The organism is Synechococcus sp. W4D4, assembly GCF_047716805.1.
Taxonomy (GTDB): Bacteria; Cyanobacteriota; Cyanobacteriia; order PCC-6307; family Cyanobiaceae; genus Vulcanococcus.
The window spans coordinates 2052514-2070516 of sequence record NZ_CP180404.1 but is presented as its reverse complement, the minus strand read 5'-3'; the positions used below and the strand labels follow the sequence as shown (position 1 = coordinate 2070516).

Annotated in this window: 11 protein-coding genes; 3 read left to right on the top strand and 8 right to left on the bottom strand. The window is 59.7% G+C overall.

Annotated elements, in window-relative coordinates; genetic code table 11:
• Positions 1-7: 7 nt before the first annotated feature.
• From purL to ACLM42_RS11360, 6 genes are all read right to left on the bottom strand, one after another.
• The gene (purL, locus tag ACLM42_RS11385) at positions 8-2347 is read right to left on the bottom strand and encodes a phosphoribosylformylglycinamidine synthase subunit PurL (RefSeq protein ID WP_415399166.1); all 2340 of its coding nucleotides are present in this window, start codon (positions 2345-2347) and stop codon (positions 8-10) included.
• Positions 2348-2396: 49 nt separating this feature from the next.
• Positions 2397-3146: an RNA methyltransferase gene (locus tag ACLM42_RS11380; RefSeq protein WP_415399165.1), complete on the bottom strand. Its 750-nt coding sequence runs from the start codon at positions 3144-3146 to the stop codon at positions 2397-2399.
• Positions 3143-4273, bottom strand: a complete 1131-nt coding sequence (dnaN, locus tag ACLM42_RS11375; RefSeq protein ID WP_415399164.1) for a DNA polymerase III subunit beta — start codon at positions 4271-4273, stop codon at positions 3143-3145. Before dnaN ends, ACLM42_RS11380 begins: the two co-directional genes overlap by 4 nt.
• A 438-nt stretch (positions 4274-4711) precedes the next feature.
• Complete coding sequence (gene thrC, locus ACLM42_RS11370) at positions 4712-5770, bottom strand: threonine synthase (protein ID WP_415400175.1); 1059 nt, start codon at positions 5768-5770, stop codon at positions 4712-4714.
• A gap of 79 nt (positions 5771-5849) precedes the next feature.
• The gene (locus ACLM42_RS11365) at positions 5850-6422 is read right to left on the bottom strand and encodes an alpha/beta hydrolase (RefSeq protein WP_247909698.1); all 573 of its coding nucleotides are present in this window, start codon (positions 6420-6422) and stop codon (positions 5850-5852) included.
• Between the two features lie 25 nt (positions 6423-6447).
• Positions 6448-8430 carry an ABC1 kinase family protein gene (locus ACLM42_RS11360; RefSeq protein ID WP_415399163.1) on the bottom strand — a complete coding sequence of 661 codons (1983 nt, stop codon included), beginning with the start codon at positions 8428-8430 and terminating at the stop codon, positions 6448-6450.
• A 58-nt stretch (positions 8431-8488) separates the two neighbouring features.
• Here ACLM42_RS11360 and recN point away from each other — a divergent pair, with 58 nt between their 5' ends.
• The 3 genes from recN to ACLM42_RS11345 are packed head-to-tail and all read left to right on the top strand — an operon-like array spanning position 8489 to position 14554.
• Positions 8489-10162 (top strand): DNA repair protein RecN, encoded by a 1674-nt coding sequence (recN, locus tag ACLM42_RS11355; protein WP_415399162.1) that lies wholly within the window; start codon positions 8489-8491, stop codon positions 10160-10162.
• Positions 10163-10188: 26 nt separating this feature from the next.
• On the top strand, positions 10189-13143 hold the full coding sequence (gene uvrA / locus ACLM42_RS11350) for an excinuclease ABC subunit UvrA (protein WP_415399161.1): 2955 nt from the start codon (positions 10189-10191) through the stop codon (positions 13141-13143).
• Positions 13109-14554, top strand: coding sequence for a hypothetical protein (locus ACLM42_RS11345; RefSeq protein WP_415399160.1), 1446 nt, complete (start codon positions 13109-13111; stop codon positions 14552-14554). Before uvrA ends, ACLM42_RS11345 begins: the two co-directional genes overlap by 35 nt.
• 10 nt (positions 14555-14564) lie before the next feature.
• On the opposite strand, the gene ACLM42_RS11340 is transcribed toward ACLM42_RS11345, so the two are convergent.
• Positions 14565-15467: a glycosyltransferase family 2 protein gene (locus ACLM42_RS11340; RefSeq protein ID WP_415399159.1), complete on the bottom strand. Its 903-nt coding sequence runs from the start codon at positions 15465-15467 to the stop codon at positions 14565-14567.
• On the bottom strand, positions 15464-17980 hold the full coding sequence (locus ACLM42_RS11335) for a DNA gyrase/topoisomerase IV subunit A (protein ID WP_415399158.1): 2517 nt from the start codon (positions 17978-17980) through the stop codon (positions 15464-15466). The genes ACLM42_RS11340 and ACLM42_RS11335 overlap by 4 nt, the downstream gene beginning before the upstream one ends.
• Between the last annotated feature and the right edge of the window lie 23 nt (positions 17981-18003).

Below are 18003 nucleotides of genomic sequence, written 5' to 3'. Positions count from 1 at the left end.
GTTCTCCTCAAGCCGTCGGAGGCAGGTCAACACCCATCCGCCGCGGAATCGCTTGCTCAAAGCGCTCACGCATCTGGGCAATGGGGGTGGTGAGCAGGTTCGAACCCGCCTGGGTGATCGAGAGCTCACTGTCGTCCTCCACCACACCAAGGCACTGCGCCGGAATGCCGCTGGCATCCAGGGCCTCCTGCCAAGCGACCGTTTGAGCCGGCGAGACACTCACCAAGATGCGGGCGCCGCCTTCGGCAAACAGCAGGCGATCCAGACGAGCGGCACTGGAGGGAAGCTCCAGATGGGCTCCCAAGCCCGAAGCCATGCAGCACTCCGCAGCAGCCACGGCGAGTCCACCATCACTGAGGTCGTGGGCCGACTTCACCAGCCCTTGGTTGATGGCCTGGCGCAGAAACGCCTGAACCGAGCGCTCCAGCTCCAGGTCAACCTCCGGTGGACGCCCGGTCACGGCTCCATGAATCCGCTCGAGGTAGCTCGTGCCGGCCAGGCCCAAGCGGCCATCGGCTGGAGTCTCACCCGCTTCCAGAGGAACACCCAGCATCCAGATCACATCGCCCGCGTCCTGCCAGGCCTGACCGCGGACATGGTTGAGGTCATGGACCAAGCCGACCATGCCCACCACCGGGGTTGGATGAATCGGCAGCATGGAGCCGTCAGGCATCCGGGTCTCGTTGTAGAGGGAGACGTTGCCGCCGGTGACCGGGGTATCCAGGGCCGAGCAGGCGCTCGAGAGACCGCGGCAAGCGGAGGCCAATTGCCAGTAGCCCGTCGGGGTCTCCGGGGAGGGGAAGTTGAGGTTGTCGGTGACCGCCAGGGGCTCAGCCCCCACGCAGCTGAGGTTGCGAGCGGCCTCGGCGACGGCCGCCATGCCGCCCCGCTCTGGATCGAGAGCCACCCAGCGGTTAGGGCAATCGACGACAGCCGCCACGCCACGGGTCGCCGCCTGGGTTTCAGCCTGGGGACGCAGACGGACCACAGCCGCATCCGCACCGCCCGGGGGCACCACCGTGTTGGCCTGCACCTGATGGTCGTACTGGCGGTAGACCCAACGCTTGGAAGCGATGGTGGGGTCATCCAGCAGGGCCAGGAGCGTCTCGCTCCAGCTTTGACCGTTGACGCCAGACGCGGAGGCCGGCGGCAGCTGCGCCTCGGACCAGCGCCAATGCTCCTGAATCGGTGCCGGGGGCTCACTCAACAGTTCATGGCGGTTGATCGGCGTGTCATCCGCCAGGGCACTGGCGGGCACCTCAGCAGCGACCGCACCGTTCTGCAAGACCCGAACAATGTTGTCCTCCAGGACACGGCCGACGACGGCCGCCTGCAGGCCCCAACGGGTAAAGCGCTCCATCAGTGCCGCTTCGCGGCCGGGCTTCACCACAAAGAGCATCCGCTCCTGGGATTCGCTGAGCAGGAACTCGTAGGGGGTCATGCCGGCTTCGCGGGCCGGGACGCGATCGAGATCCAACTCGATGCCCAGGCCACCCTTGGCGGCCATCTCCGAACAGCTGCAGGTCAGACCTGCAGCCCCCATGTCCTGGGCCGCGACCACATCACCGCTTTGGAAGGCATCCAGGCAGGCCTCAATCAGGCCCTTTTCCAGGAAGGGATCCCCCACCTGAACCGCGGGGCGATCATCAAGGGACGCTTCGGTCAACTCCGCCGAAGCAAAGCTGGCGCCACCCATGCCGTCCCGGCCGGTCGTACTACCGACGTAGACCACCGGGAAGCCGACGCCCTCGGCTCCCGAGCAGACAATGTTCTCGGTCTCCATCAGGCCCAGGGCCATGGCATTGACCAAAGGGTTGCCGGAATAGCTGGCGTCAAAGGCCACCTCACCACCGACTGTGGGCACGCCCACGCAGTTGCCGTAGTGGGCAATGCCCGCCACCACACCTTCCATCAGGCCCACGTTGCGCTCGTCCTCAAGCGGGCCAAAACGCAGGGCGTTCAGCAGGGCAATCGGACGGGCACCCATGGTGAAGATGTCCCGCAGGATGCCGCCCACGCCGGTGGCCGCACCCTGGAAGGGCTCCACCGCTGAGGGGTGGTTATGGCTCTCGATCTTGAAGGCCAAGCGTTGACCTTCACCCAGATCCACGACGCCAGCGTTCTCACCAGGACCCACCAAAATGCGCGGCCCCGTTGTGGGGAAGCCCTGGAGCAGGGGTCTGGAGTTGCGGTAACAACAGTGCTCCGACCACATCACCCCGAACATGCCGAGTTCGGCCCGATTGGGGGCCCGGCCCAGGCGGCGGCAAATCTCGTCGTAGTCGGCTTGGCTGAGGTTCTCCTTTTTCAGCGCTTCAGCTACGGAGTAGTCAGGGGCTGCGACCACGAACCAGGGAGCGAGATCATTCCAGTCTCGCTGAGCGACTCACCCCCTCTTAAATCCAGGGATCGTCTTGCTGGCGGCGACGGGGCTGCGGCGCATCCGCTTCGTTCCACTCATCCCAGGTCTCCTGCCCTGAAGAGGGGCGCTCGACTTCCTCCTCCCATGGAGGTTCCTCCAACCAGCCTTCCAGCCGTTCCTCGAAACGCTCGCCAGCGTTCTGAACCTGATCACGCCAGCGGGAGGTTTCCTCCTGCATCTGCTCGCGCCAACGCTTGGAGCGGCGCAGGAACTCCTGACGGACACTGGCTTTGGCCAGGGGGAGATCATCCAAACCAGCCAGGGAGGTGAAGACCATGCCAGGTTGTTGATCGTTGATGCGCGCAGGGGCCAGGCGCCAACGGCTCGTCCCCGGAAGTCTTGGATCGCTGCGGGACACCAGGTAGTGGAGGATCTGACCGCTGCTGAGATCAACCGCCGCGTCGGCGATCTGCCCCAGGGGTTCGTCGTCTTGGCCGAGGACGGTCGCCTCGATCAAGGTGGGCAAGCGATCCATCGTGGTGATTTCGGTAGGAGCCGCATCCCCCCGGACGAACAGCTCGAGTTCGGCCAGACCGCGCAACTGATTCAGCCGCCAGACCTCTCGGCGATCCCCCAAGGCCGAAGGTTTGGAGAACCAACCGAGGAGGCGATGCACCGGAGGGTGCATCCAGGCGGCGACACCCAACCCGTGATCAAGGCCCTGATCGCAACGAACCCGGCGGCGAAGCAACTCGCTGAGCAGGAGCTGTTCCGGAAGGCTCACTGGCGAATCTGAACAGGCATCACCAGATAAGTGAAGCTGGAGTCGTCTTGGGGAGCCAGCACCACCGGAGTGGTGGGAGCATTGCACTGCAGCTGCACTTGCTCACAACCCATGGCCTTGAGGCCTTCGAGGACGTAGCGGACGTTGAAGGCAATCTGAATGGCGTCGCCCGTGACTTGGGCACCAATCGCTTCGGAGCCGCTGCCGACATCTTGCGCATCCGCGCTGATGGAAAGCTGACCTGCAGCAGGATCACTGGTGAGTTTGACCACGTTGTTGTGTTGGTCGGCCAAGACCGCCACGCGCTCTAGGGCACTCAACAGCCCCTTGCGATCCACTTGCAGCAGGCGACCGAAGCTTTCGGGGATGAGCTGCCTGTAGTTGGGATAGGTGCCATCGAGGCTGCGACTAGTCAGCACCTGGTCAGCCCACTGGAAGACGACCTGTCCGCGATCACAGAACAGGCTGACGGCCTCGCTGCCGCCACGGCTGGAGAGCAACCGTTCCAGTTCTCGCAAGGAGCGAGCGGGGACAGTGACATCCAGCTCAGCTTCACTGCTGGATGCGTTCTGAAGACGCAGGACGGCCAATCGGTGGCCGTCGGTGGCGGCGCATTCCAGACCGTTCTGATCGAGACCCAGGTGAACACCGGTCAGGAGTTGCTTAGCCTCATCCCCACTGCTGGCAAACAGGGTGGCGCGCAACCCCTTAATCAAGACCTCCGGATCCAACTTGATCGGGGTGCCGGCCTGAGCCAGGGGGAGCTCAGGAAAGTCGTCAGCGGGCATGCCCCGCATCTGATAGCTGCCCGAAACACTGGTCAACTCGACCTGCTCGCTGCCGTCTTCGCAGCTGAGGGTGATCGGACTGTCCGCAGGCATCCGCGAGACGATCTCACCGAACAGACGGGCGGGAAGAGTGATTGCTCCGCTGGTGGCGACGGAGGCACTCAGGCTGGTCTGGATGCCCAGGCTCAAATCAAATCCCGTCAGGCTCAGACGGCCGGTGCCGGCATCCGCGGTGAGCAGCACGTTGGCCAGCACCGGGTGGGTTGGACGAGCCGCAACAGCTCTGCTCACCAGTTGAAGACTGGAATTCAGTTCGGCCTGGGAGCAGACCAGCTTCATGGCAGGACTGAAGGGGCCTCCACGCTTCCACAACCCAAGCGGAAGCGCAACGGGTCGATGGATCGGGTTCCCCGGCAATCCCCAGACGACCGTTAATGGATTAATGGATCAGAAAGAAAGAAAACCAAAACCGTCGTAGTAGGTCCTGCGGAAACCTTGGGAAACAACTCAAACCCAAGCGGCATCGAGGGTTTCAGTTTCCGCAAGCCTGCTGAATCAGGATTTGAACCTTGAGCAATTCAGGCCTTTTCCACTCTTTCCTGGACTTGTGGAAAAAGAAGGAGGTCGAAGCGGTTTTTCGAGAGGCGTTTTTTCCGGCCTCTTCTCGCTGTTTTCCCCAGGTTGTGGGCAGTCGCTTTCTGGATTGGCTTTCAAGCTTGGGCGCAAAAAAGCCCGGCTTGAGGCCGGGCGGAGCTGTCTCAGGGCGGATTGAGGGGCTTAAAAGCCCATCACTTCAGCAACCTTGGCTGTGTCGGCATCGAGGCCCGTATGGAATTTCGAGTCGTTGTGCTCGATCGCCGTCGTGGGGTCCTTCAGACCATTGCCCGTTAGGACACAGACCACCGTTGAGCCCGCAGGGACTTCATCTCGACGTTTGATCAGACCGGCGACGGAGGCTGCACTGGCTGGCTCACAGAACACGCCTTCGCCACTGCCCAGCAGCTTGTAGGCCTCGATGATTTCGGCATCGGTTACGGCCATGAAGTCACCGTTGCTTTCAGCGCGAGCTTTGAGCGCGTTCTCCTTGTTGACCGGATTGCCGATCCGGATGGCCGTGGCGATGGTGTCGGGTTGCTCCACGGTGTGGCCGAGGACGAGGGGAGCTGAGCCGGCCGCTTGGAAGCCCATCATTCGGGGCAGCTTGCGGCTGTGGCCCGCTGCCTTGTACTCGTTGAAGCCCATCCAGTAGGCGCTGATGTTTCCCGCGTTGCCGACGGGGATGCAGAGCCAATCCGGAGCCTCACCCAGGGCATCCACCACCTCAAAGGCTGCTGTTTTCTGGCCCTGGAGCCGGTAGGGATTCAGGGAATTCACCAGGGTGACTGGGTACTGATCTGCCACTTCACGGACGATCGCCAGGGCGCGGTCAAAGTTGCCCTTCACCGCAAGCACTTCAGCGCCATAGAGCAGAGCCTGGGCGAGCTTGCCCTGGGCCACATAGCCGTCGGGGATCAAGACGAAGGCGCGCATGCCGCCGCGCCGCGCATAGGCCGCTGCAGCAGCGGAGGTGTTGCCGGTGCTGGCGCAGATCACCGCCTCAGAGCCCGCTTCCTTGGCCTTGGAGATGGCCATGGTCATGCCCCGGTCCTTGAACGATCCGGTGGGGTTGAGACCGTCGTATTTCAGGTAGACATTGACCCCTTTGCCGATCCGCTCAGCGATGGACGGTGCCGGGATCAAGGGGGTCGCCCCTTCCCGCAGGGTGATGACAGGGGTTTTGTCGCTGACCGGCAACCAGCGGCGGTAGCCCTCGATCAGGCCCGGCCAGTCCTGCATCGTTGCTGTCTTCGATCCCAGTCGCCGGCGGATGGAAGTCAGCAGGGGCACGGTCGGCTGGGACGCTCTGGACCCGAATCTACGGGGCAGCCTTGTTGTCGCCCCTCAGCCCATCCAGGGGTGAATCGGAAAAGAAGGAGATCAGTTGGCTGATGGATTTGGCTTTTTCCAGCACGTTCATCAGGGCAGGGATGCTCACTTCCAGCTCATCGACCGGGTAGGCCTGCATGAAGCCGATGGCATTGATCTTGTCGTCGCTTGCCACCAGGGCGTTGATCACTCCCGCCCGGAGGGCTGGAATGCCTGCTCCAGGGGCCTTCAGGGGATAAATGATCTTGGCCACCCGGGCCAGGATCGCTTCGCCAAGTCGGGTGTTCAGCAGCCGGCTGGTCAGGACTAAGGGGATGGCCAATTCAGCCTTGAGCAGCTTGGAGACCTCCTTGGGCTCCATCTTTGTAAAGCTCAGAAGATCCGAAAGCAGGCCCCGGGCTTGATCGGTCTCTGCCAAATATTCAAAGTCCGCCACTGGGATCGAGCGCCGGAAGGCGCCGGTGACGAAGACCACGTTCTCCGCGGCCAGCGCTGGAGTCCCACCGACCAAGCCCAAGCCAAGCGCTGCAGCAAGGAGTCGCTGGCGTTTGCTGGACGGCATGGGGTCTCGAAAGAGTGTGGTGACCCTAGGCCGGACTGACCAGGACGTCCCGCACGAGTCTCACAAGGCTGCGTTCAGCCAATCCCCTGGCCATCTCCGATCCCATCCGCCGCAGTTCTGTTTCCTGAAGCAGCCGGGGGATGCGCTTCAGCAGCAATTGCGGATCAAATTCAGGCAGTTGGCTCAGGATCGCCACCAGCCGTTGGATGGGCTCAAGCGAGAGCAACTCCACGTCGCTGGCCGTGATCGCCGCTTGATTCCTCAGACCGGGGGGTCTGAGGGCTTTTGGGAGGCGTTGGCTGAGCCGGACCGCGGTCTGCCAGCTCAGGGCGTCGAGTTGGTCGACGGTGGCTTCAACGAGCTGGTTGCGTAGTAGCCCCGCCTTTGGGGAAAAGAGAAAGTCCAGCACTTGATCGAGCAGTCCTTCCAAATCCAACTGGCTGCCGCTGGCGGCGCTGCTGATCAGGTTGTCGAGCCGTTGCCACCGGAAGATCTCGCCGTCGAACAGCATCTCCTTGAGGCTGTTGCGTAGCTGGGGATCGGGGTCCTCCATCAGTCGGCGGGCGAAGTAGGGATAGGCCGCCCCCAGGATCTTGAAGTCGGGATCGACGCTCAAGGCGATGCCCTCCAGCGTCACCAGGGAGCGAATGATGAGGGCGTAGTAAGGAGGGACACGGAAGGGGAAGCGGTACATCACCCCACTGAGGTCGTCGGTGACGGCCTTGAAGTCCATCCGGCTGACCCCCATTTCCAGGGCCTGGCCAAAGACCTGTTCAAAGGCCGGAACGATCGGCTCGAGATTCACGTCCTCAGCGAGGAAGCCAAGGTTGACGAAGTCGTTGCTGAGCTTTCCGAAGTTGCGGTTCACCAGGTGAACGACTGCCTGGATCAGGCCTGTGCGGCTTTCACGGCTCACCTCGCTCATCATTCCGAAGTCGAGATAGGCCAGGCGGCCATCGGGCAGCGCCAGCAGGTTTCCGGGATGGGGATCGGCGTGGAAGAACCCGTGCTCCAGCAGCTGCTGCAGGGAGCAGTTCACTCCCACCGTGACCATGTCGTCGGGGTCGATCCCCAGTTTGCGAACGGCCTCGAGGTTGGTGAGCTTCACCCCGTCGATCCACTCCATCGTCAGCACGCGCCGTGCCGTGGCGTCGCGGAAGATCCGAGGGACCGCAATGCGGGGGTTGTGGGCGTGGAGCGCTGCGAACGTTTCGGCGTTGGTCGCCTCGTTGCAGTAGTCCATCTCTTCAAAGACCCGCTTGCCCAGCTCGTCAATCAGGGCCACCAGGTCCGAGCGGATCAGGCCGATGTTGGTGTTCAGCCAGGCCGCAATGTTCCGGACGATGTAGAGATCGAGGGTGATCTGTTCCCTGAGTCCTGGGCGTTGGACTTTGACGGCGACCTTTTCGCCGCTCAGCAACACACCCCGGTGGACTTGGCCAAGGGAGGCTGCTGAGATGGGGTCGCGCTCTAGTTCGGCGTAAATCGCTGAAATCGGGGCACCGAGATCTTCCTCAATGCAGGCCATCGCCAGGCCGGAATCAAAGCCGGGCAGTTGGTCCTGGAGGCCGGCGAGCTCCTCCAGCAGCAGCGGCGGAATGATGTCCGGGCGCGTCGAGAGTGCCTGGCCGGCCTTAATGAAGGCTGGACCGAGGGAGGCCACCAGATCAGCGGCTTCTTTGGCCCTGGCTCGGGCGTAGTCGGGATCCTTGAGCCGGCGGGTGATCCAGTCGAAGCCGACGCCGAAGAGATAGAGGCCGATCGGAACCAGCGTCTGCCATACCCGGCGGATCAACCGTTGAGGGGCACCGGCGTAAATCCGACTAATGGCCGCCGGGTCGTACTCGAGCAGGCCAGAGGCCTCGATGAAGTCTGAGAGCTCCTCGCGATGGGGCTCGACTGTTTGGGTTGGTTCAACAGGGGTGTTTGGTTCGGCATCGTCACCGAACACGCTGCGTTGCATGGCAGCCGCCGCTGCTTCGGCAGGGGTGAGGCTGGTGTCTGACATGACCCCCTTCTAAACGAAAGAGACAGCCGCTACGGTCGGGTCCAACACCAGGCTGCTTGTGCTAACCGGTCTGCGCCTCGAGAACATTGCTCTGATCGAGGAGCTGCAGCTGGAGTTTGGTCAGGGCTTCACGGTGCTGACCGGTGAGACCGGAGCCGGCAAATCCATCCTTTTGGATGCTCTCGATGCCCTCTTGGGGGCGCAGGGGCCGCGCTTGTTGCGTCAGGGCAGTAACAAAGGGGTCATCGAGGCCAGTTTTTCCCTCAGTCCGCCGTTGCAGGAGTGGTTGAGCGAGCAGGAGCTCGAGTGCGATGAGGAGGAGGTACTGCTCAGCCGCGAATGGCGCCAGAAGGATGACCGACTCACGAGCCGCCATCGACTCAACGGCGTTGCGGTCAACCGCCAGCAGATCCAATCGCTTAGGCCTTTGCTCTTGGATCTCACGGTTCAAGGTCAGACCCAGCAGTTGGCCCGGCCGGGTCAGCAGCGCCGCTGGCTGGATCGCTTTGGAGCCGCTGATCTGCAGCAGCATCTATCCCCTGTTCAGGAGAGTTATCGCTTCTGGCGGCAAGCCTCCGCTGCCCTGGAGCAGGCCAAGGCCGATTGGTTGACATTGCAGGCCGATTTGGAGCGGCAGCAACAACTGTTGGATGACCTCGAGGCGGCGCAGTTGGAGGATCCAGCGGAGCGCAGCCGTCTGGAGAACGAAGAGAACCGGCTCGCCCATGGGGTCCGTCTCCAGGAAGGGGTGATGACCCTGATGGGACGGTTGGTGGATGGAGCGGAGGAGGCCCCATCGGTTTTGGATCATCTGGCCGCCTGTGAGGCGGAGTTGGTTCAGATGCAGCAGCTCGATGGCAGCTTGTCGGCGCTGAACGCTCGCTTTGGCGACGGTTTCGCGGAGCTTCAGGACTTCATTCGTGAGCTCGATCGCTACGGCTCGAGTCTCGAAAGCGATCCAGACAGCCTGGGGCAGCTCCAGGAGCGGATGGCCTTGCTGAAGGCGCTGGAGAGGCGCCATGGCAAAGATCTACCGGAACTGATCGTTTGGCGTGATCAGCTGCGTGACCAGCTGGTTCCTGGGGGTGCTCAAGCCAGCCTCGAGGCCTTGGAGCAGACCGAGCTCCAGGCCAGGCAGCGCCGTGATCGCTGCAATGCCGAACTCACCCGGGCCCGCCGCGTTGCCGCCGAGGCTTTGGAGCAGGACCTGATGCAGGCCCTGCGGCCGATGGGCCTGGCCAATGTCCGCTTTGAGGTGGCCATTGAGCCCACGTCCCCCGGGGAAGAGGGGGCGGACGCGGTGCAGTTCCTGTTCTCAGCCAACCCCGGTCAGCCGCTGGCCCCCCTCTCTGAGGTGGCTTCGGGCGGTGAGATGTCGCGCTTTTTGCTGGCTTTGAAAACCTGTCTGGCCGCGGCGGATCAGCACGTCACCCTGCTGTTCGACGAAATCGACACCGGCGTCAGCGGCCGCGTCAGTGGCGCCATGGCTGAATTGCTGCAGCGCCTGGCCCAGCAGCGTCAGGTCTTCTGCGTCACCCACCAGCCCTTGGTGGCCGCCGCTGCTGACCATCACTTCCAGGTGGCCAAGGAGGTGCGGGACGGCATGACCCATACGCGAGTGTCCCAACTGCGGGACACTCAGGCCCGTCAAGCCGAACTAGCGGAATTGGCCGGCGGTGATTTCGGCGAGACCAGGAGTTATGCGGCCAGCTTGCTCAAACGCGCTGCCTAGACTCCTCCCCTCTTAGAGCCGCCTGGATGCCCCGCGCCCTCGCCAAAAGCGTGAACGAGAAGGCTGCGCTTCAGGCCCTCAACGGCGGCTCCTTGGAGGATGTGATTCGGGTGCGGGGTGCGCGCCAGCACAACCTTAAAAACGTTGACGTCACGGTTCCCCGGAACCAACTGGTGGTCTTCACCGGGGTCAGCGGTAGCGGCAAGAGCTCCCTGGCCTTCGACACGATTTTTGCGGAAGGCCAGCGCCGCTACGTCGAGAGCCTCTCGGCCTACGCCCGGCAGTTCCTCGGCCAGGTCGACAAGCCCGATGTGGATGCGATCGAGGGCCTCTCGCCTGCGATCTCGATCGATCAGAAATCCACGAGCCACAACCCCCGTTCCACGGTGGGCACGGTCACGGAGATTCAGGACTACCTGCGTCTGTTGTTTGGTCGAGCCGGGGAGCCCCATTGCCCTGAGTGCGATCGCTCGATTCGGCCCCAGTCCATCGACGAGATGGTCGATCAGATCCTCACTCTGCCGGAGGGGACCCGTTACCAGCTCCTCGCCCCTGTGGTTCGCGGCAAGAAGGGCACCCACGTCAAGTTGCTGTCCGGCTTGGTAGCCGAGGGCTTTGCCCGGGTGCGCATCAACGGTGAGGTGCGCGAACTCGCCGACAACATCGAGCTCGACAAGAACCACTCCCACAACATTGAGGTGGTGGTGGATCGCCTGGTGGCCCGTGAGGGCATTCAGGAGCGCCTGACCGATTCCCTCCGCACGGCGCTCAAGCGTGGTGATGGCTTGGCACTGGTGGAAGTGGTTCCCAAGTCCGGGGAGGAGTTGCCGCCCGAGGTGGAGAAGGAGCGTCTCTATTCCGAAAACTTCGCCTGTCCCGTCCACGGCGCGGTGATGGAGGAGCTTTCGCCGCGGCTCTTCTCCTTCAACAGTCCCTACGGCGCCTGCGCGGATTGCCACGGCATTGGCCATCTGCGCCAATTCACCAAGGAGCGGGTGATCCCTGATCCTTCATTGCCGGTGTACGCGGCGGTTGCTCCCTGGGCCGAGAAGGACAACTCCTATTACTTCTCCCTGCTCTATTCGGTGGGAGAGGCCTTTGGCTTTGAGATCAAGACGCCGTGGAATGAGCTGACGGAGGAGCAGCAGGACGTGCTCCTGAATGGGTCAAGGGAACCGATTCCGATCCAGGCCGATAGCCGCTACAAGAAAAACCAGACCTACCTGCGGCCGTTCGAAGGGATCCTGCCGATCCTCGAGCGCCAACTGCGCGATGCCAGTGGCGAATCAATCCGCCAGAAATTAGAGAAATATCTGGAGTTGGTGCCCTGCGCCAGCTGCCATGGCTTGCGCCTCAAGCCTGAAGCCCTGGCTGTGCGGGTGGGCCCTTATCGCATCCATGAGTTGACCAACAGCAGCGTTGGCGAGAGCCTTCGCCGGATTGAGGAGCTGATGGGCATCGAGGGTCCGGCCCTGCTCAATGCTCGCCAAATTCAAATTGGCGATTTGGTGCTGCGGGAGATCCGCATGCGACTCAAGTTCCTCTTGGACGTGGGCCTGGATTACTTGAGCCTGGATCGCCCAGCGATGACCCTCTCGGGTGGTGAGGCTCAGCGGATTCGCCTGGCCACCCAGATCGGTGCGGGTCTGACGGGGGTGCTCTACGTGCTCGACGAGCCCAGCATCGGTTTGCACCAGCGCGACAACGACCGGCTGCTGAACACCCTGGTGAAGCTCAGAGATTTGGGCAACACCTTGATCGTGGTGGAGCACGACGAGGACACGATTCGCGCTGCCGACTACATCGTCGACATTGGCCCTGGAGCCGGAGTGCATGGCGGCAGGATTGTTGCTGAGGGCGATTTCGAGACTCTGTTGGCGGCCGAGGAGTCGTTGACCGGTGCCTATCTGAGTGGTCGACGGGCCATTCCGACTCCTGCTGAACGCCGCGCCAACGGTTCTCGCAAGCTCACGCTGGTGGGTTGCGCGCGCAACAACCTCAGCGGCTTCGACGTGGAGTTTCCCTTGGGCCGCTTGGTCTGTGTGACCGGGGTAAGCGGCAGCGGCAAGAGCACCATGGTCAACGAGCTCCTGCACCCTGCACTGGAGCACAAGCTTGGTTTGAAAGTTCCTTTCCCGGCTGGGGTCGAGGACCTCAAGGGGATCAAAGCGATCGACAAGGTGATCGTGATCGACCAATCCCCGATTGGCCGGACCCCTCGCTCTAACCCGGCGACCTACACCGGGGCCTTTGATCCGATTCGTCAGGTCTTTGCGGCCACGGTGGAGGCGAAGGCCCGCGGTTATGCCGTCGGACAGTTCAGCTTCAACGTCAAGGGTGGTCGCTGCGAAGCCTGCAGCGGCCAGGGCGTGAACGTTATCGAGATGAACTTCTTGCCTGACGTCTACGTCCAGTGCGACGTCTGTAAGGGCGCTCGCTACAACCGCGAGACGTTGCAGGTCAAATACAAGGGCCACACCATCGCGGATGTTCTGCAGATGACGGTGGAGCAAGCCTGTGAGGTGTTCTCAGCCATTCCTCAGGCAGCAGATCGACTGCGCACCTTGGTTGATGTGGGCCTGGGTTACGTCAAGCTCGGTCAACCCGCTCCCACCCTCTCCGGTGGTGAGGCCCAGCGGGTCAAGTTGGCCACCGAACTTTCCAAACGGGCCACCGGCAAGACCCTCTATTTGATCGATGAGCCCACAACTGGTCTGAGCTTCTACGACGTCCACAAGCTGATGGATGTGATGCAGCGTCTAGTCGACAAGGGGAATTCGATCTTGGTGATCGAGCACAACTTGGATGTGATTCGCTGCTCCGACTGGATCATCGACCTCGGTCCCGAGGGCGGTGATAAGGGTGGCGAGATCGTGGTGACCGGGACTCCGGAGGAGGTCGCTGAGCACCCCAGCTCCCATACCGGGCGCTACCTCAAGCAGGTGCTTGAGCAACATCCACCCGAGTCAGTTGCCGCTTAAACATATGAATTACTCAACCATGCTCAAGCCACTATCTGTTTTCAACAAGAAATCGACAATATTTGGTGCGATCACAATCCTTACCCTATCCATAGTATTCTTTGATGCATTCATATATGACGTACTTGCTTATCATGGACCTTTCTCTGTAATAGCCACTCAAGTTAAAGGCTTGTCAGATTTTCAGCTTAATCAGCAGCTTCTAGACCGTTTTCAAGGTTTTCCACCCTTCTGGAGGTTAGCTTTATATCCTTCGTTTGTCATTGGCTGGCCACGACTAATGTTGTTGCCAAATATATTGATTCTTTCTCTTCTATGTTGGACTATACAAAAACTAAAACTTTTACCATGGCACTTAACAGTTTGCACAGTATTCGTCTTCCCTGTATGTCTTTTTTCCTTTCGGTCTGGATACCAAGACTTTTTTGTGGGAGCAACTGTAAGCTCTTCGCTCGTTCTTCTTCTTTACTCGATTTACCATAGAAAGCTATCGGTTACTATTTTAGCCTTACTTCTATCGACTTTCTCTTCTTACACGAAATACCAAGGCTTCATGCAGTCGTTTTTAGTAGTAATTGTCGGATATATAGCGCTTCTATTTAGCCATTATGCTTCGATGAAAGATCATATATTCAACAAGCAATGCCTTATTCTTTTGACTTTTGGATTACTTTTAACTAGCAGTCATTCAATCTGGAACTTTTTGATATATTCTAATCCTTTTTATCCTATCTCTGTAGGTCCATTTGAAGGGCCAGAGAGTAACTACACTGCGTCTTCTACATACACTTCCTTCCTCTACCCACTACAAGGCTCGCTTAATCATTTCCTTTCATCAAGTGAGCTTGACTGGATATTCCGTGGAGTTGTTCCTGACTACAACATTGATATGGCCCGTGCTCAAACTCAATACGGTGGCCTTCTCGATCCCAAAAACGCCATGGGATTAGTACGTACTGGAGGTACTTATGGACCGGCCTACTTGGCCGCGTTTTTAGTATTCATGTACGGCATCCTTGAGAAGCTAAGGAATCTTTTCACGGTTAAATCAATTGATGGGCACGACTTTCTCTTTCTTATGACAGGTATATATGTTTTGCTGGCATCTTTTCTGCCTCAGAGCCATGAGCTTAGATACTATCTTTCTATATTTATGCTTATATCCATATTTTCGATTTATTATCTCTGTCAAACTAATCAAATTAAGGTAGTGCGTGCTGCACTGTTTTTGTTCCTCTCAATCTCTTGTGTTTTAAATTTTTCTCAGCCGTTTTATTCAACAGCTAAGAATGGGATCGGATATGCCGTTAGTTATCCCTCTAGGGATCTGCCAACAACTCAAGATTGCCTTAGTAAGCCAGATTCTGAGGATCCAGCAACAAGATTTGCTTGTAAGCTCATACTTCGTTGAAGTATAACGATTAATTGTTTTGTATATCTAGGTAACGTAAATATCTACTCTCGTATCTGCTATTTGTGATTTCTTTGAGGATTAGCCCCATCGCCAGGCTGCTAAACCCAACTAGTGCAACAGTCGCGAGAATGATTAGAGTCGGAAATCTCGGGACAAGGCCAGTTTCTAGATACGTGCGAAAGAGCGGAATCGAGGTTAAAAGACAGCTTATTTCGATTATGCCAAATAGTGGCATGTAAAGGCGTAGCGGATACTCGCGATGCAGCATCCTTAATGCCAGGGTAGAAATCTTTAGGCCATCTTGGATGGTATTTAATTTGCTTTCGCTGTTCACTCTCTCTCGAATACTTGTAGGTAGGCTGGTTACTGGAAGTCTCATACGCGCGCAGAATATTTCAAGTTCAGCTTCGAGCTCAAACTCAAGGCTAAGGCATGGAAATGTTTTAACAAGTCGCCGCGACATTACTCTCAGACCGCTGAAAACATCCCTGCTGGAAACGCTAAAGAGGCTTCTCAGGAGTTGAGTGAATAGCTTATTCCCAAATGCATGGCCTTTTCTTTGATTGATAGTTGAAAGCATTCTTTCGCCTGTAACCATATCATGTCCATCTGCAACAAGCTGAACTGCTTCGCTGATAATTCCCGTGCCGTATGTGTTGTCGCCGTCGATCATGACGTAGACATCAGCATCAATATCTCGAAATAACCTTCTAACGGCGTTCCCTTTTCCTTTGCGCTTCTCGCTCAGGACAGTCGCCCCAGAAGCTTTTGCCGCCTCGACTGTGCGATCAGTGCTGCCGTTATCACAAACGTAAATGGAGATACCGGGAATCTCTGTTGCTAGTGCCTCGACGACGGCTCCGACAGAGGCTTCTTCGTTGAAGCATGGGATGATTGCGGCTATTTTCATGCTTTATTCATATATGTAGTAAAGATCTCTCTGATTTCCCCCAAGATATGGAATCCTTTTTCTTTTTTGACTGACGCGTGCTCATTTGAAGCTTTTAATAACCTCGTGTCAACTCGCTGATTGCTGGTGCCTCTGCATAGCACCGAGACAAGTTGATTGCTTTTGATCACGCAAAGATCAATGAGAGTGTCTGACTTGTTCTGGAAACGGATGTAAATCTGCCCGAGGTCACCACGCTGACACTTCCTGAGCTCAAGCGCTGGATTGATCAGCACAAGAGTGCCTTGCTTTGAACCGAGAACCAGTTCACTTTCATCGTTGACTGATGCAGCGCCGATGACCTCTTCACCTGGTAGCAAGCGTAAAAGCACAGGACCCTGGGCATTCCGGCCCATCACGGGAAGGTTTTCCTCATTGACCTCAAGGCGCAGCAGGCGACCGGTGCTGCTGCCCACAACGAGGTCTTGTCCGTCCTGGCACAGAACTACCCGCTTCAGGTTGACCCCTTCCTTGAGTTTTAGAACGGACGTAGCCCGACCGGACAGATCTTGGAAGTCAGCCAGGGGCAGGCGCTTGAAGCGACCGTCACTGCTGAGTAGGCCCACGCTCTTCCCATCCGCCTCTTCTGGCAGGGGCAACATCTGCACGACCCGTTCACCGCTCATGCCCTCAGGCAGGAACTTCTCGAGCGTGCCGGGGTTCTGCCCGGCAAACTCCCAGCGCAGCAAGGCCACGCGGCCCGCGTCGGTGAAGGCCAAAAGGGCGGGTCTGGTGTTGATCGGCAGGATCAAGCGGGCTGGTGAGGGGTTGTCGCCCAGGGGTGCCGGCTCATCGAGGTGAAGCCGCCCCAGCAGTTGAGGTCCCACTACTTTCACTTGTCCATCGGCCTGGATCACCAGACGACCGTCGCTGGGGAGACCTTCAAAGGCCCGCTGGCGCAGCAGTTCGGTGTTGGGTCGTTGGGCTGCGGTGCGTTGGGCCACCAGCTCATCGCCGCCTTCCACCAGCCGTGTGCGCCTGGACGTGGCAAAGCGCTTTTTGAGCGCCTTGAACTCGGCCACCATCGTTTCTAGTAGAGCGGGCCGTTCATCCAGCAGGTGCCGCAGGCGTGCTCGTTCTTGGAGCAGGTCGTCAGCTTCTTTGCGCAGGCTTTCTTGTTCAAGGCCGGTCAGCCGGCGGAGGGGCATGGCCAGCACGGCATCGGCCTGGCGTTCATTGATGTCCAGGTGCACCTGCAGGCTGGCCTTCGCACTGGAGGCATCGGGGGCGGCGGTGATCATCTCGATCACCCGCTGCAGAGCATTAAGAGCTGTGATCAGGCCCTCGACCACTTCGAGGCGATCTTCCGCGCGTTTGAGGGCGTGCTTGGTCCGCCGAATGATCGTTAGCTCCCGGTAATCCAGGAACTCCTGCAGCAGCTGGCGCAGGCTCAGTTGGATCGGCTTGCCGTGGACCAGGGCCAGCAGGATCGCGCCGTAATTGCTCTGGAGCGCGGTGCGCCGCTGCAGGTCCGCCAGGACTTTCTCCGGGTTGGCGTCCCGGCGCAGTTCCACCACGACCCGCATGCCTTCGCGGTCGGATTCGTCGCGGATGTCGGCGATGCCGTTGATCTTTCCGTCGTTGACCTGCTCAGCCAGCTTTTCGATCCAACCGGCCTTGCTCAGCTGATAGGGCAGTTCTGTGATTACGACGGCCCCGCGCTTGTGGCGGCCCTTGCCCGGTTGGATTTCCTCGATGTGGGCAACGCCTCGCATCGGGATGCTGCCGCGGCCGTAGAGATAGGTGTCCCGCAGGCCGCTGCCGGTGAGAACTTCACCGCCGGTGGGGAAGTCGGGACCGGGGACCAGTTCCAGCAGCTTTTCGTCGCTGAGCTCCGGTTTGCGCACCAGGGCGATCAGGGCATCCACCACCTCCCCCAGGTTGTGGGGAGGAATGTTGGTGGCCATCCCGACGGCGATGCCGGTGCAGCCGTTCAGCAGCAGGAAGGGCAGTTGGGCCGGGAGCACCGTTGGCTCTTGCTGGGAGCCATCGAAGTTGTTGGCGAAATCGACCGTGTCGCTGCCGATTTCATCGAGCATCGCCTCATTGGCGATCGGTGCCAGCCGCGTTTCGGTGTAACGCATGGCCGCCGGTGGGTCGTCATCCACCGAGCCGAAGTTGCCGTGGCCATCCAGCAGCGGATTGCGGCTGGCAAAGGTCTGCACCAGGCGGACCAGGGCGTCGTAGACCGCCTGGTCTCCGTGGGGGTGGTATTTGCCCAGCACGTCGCCGACGACGCGTGCGCACTTTCGATAGGGGCGATCTGGGGTGAGCCCCAGCTCATGCATCGCAAACAGGATGCGCCGTTGAACGGGCTTGAGACCATCGCGGGCATCGGGCAAGGCCCGTCCCACGATCACGCTCATGGCGTATTCCAGGTACGAGCGCTGCATCTCCTGATGCAGCTCAATCGGCTGGATACGACGCTCGTCGGATGGGTCGGGCAGCGGCTGTTCGGGGCGCGCCTTGGGCATCCGAGGTCAGAAAGTGCGGCTCA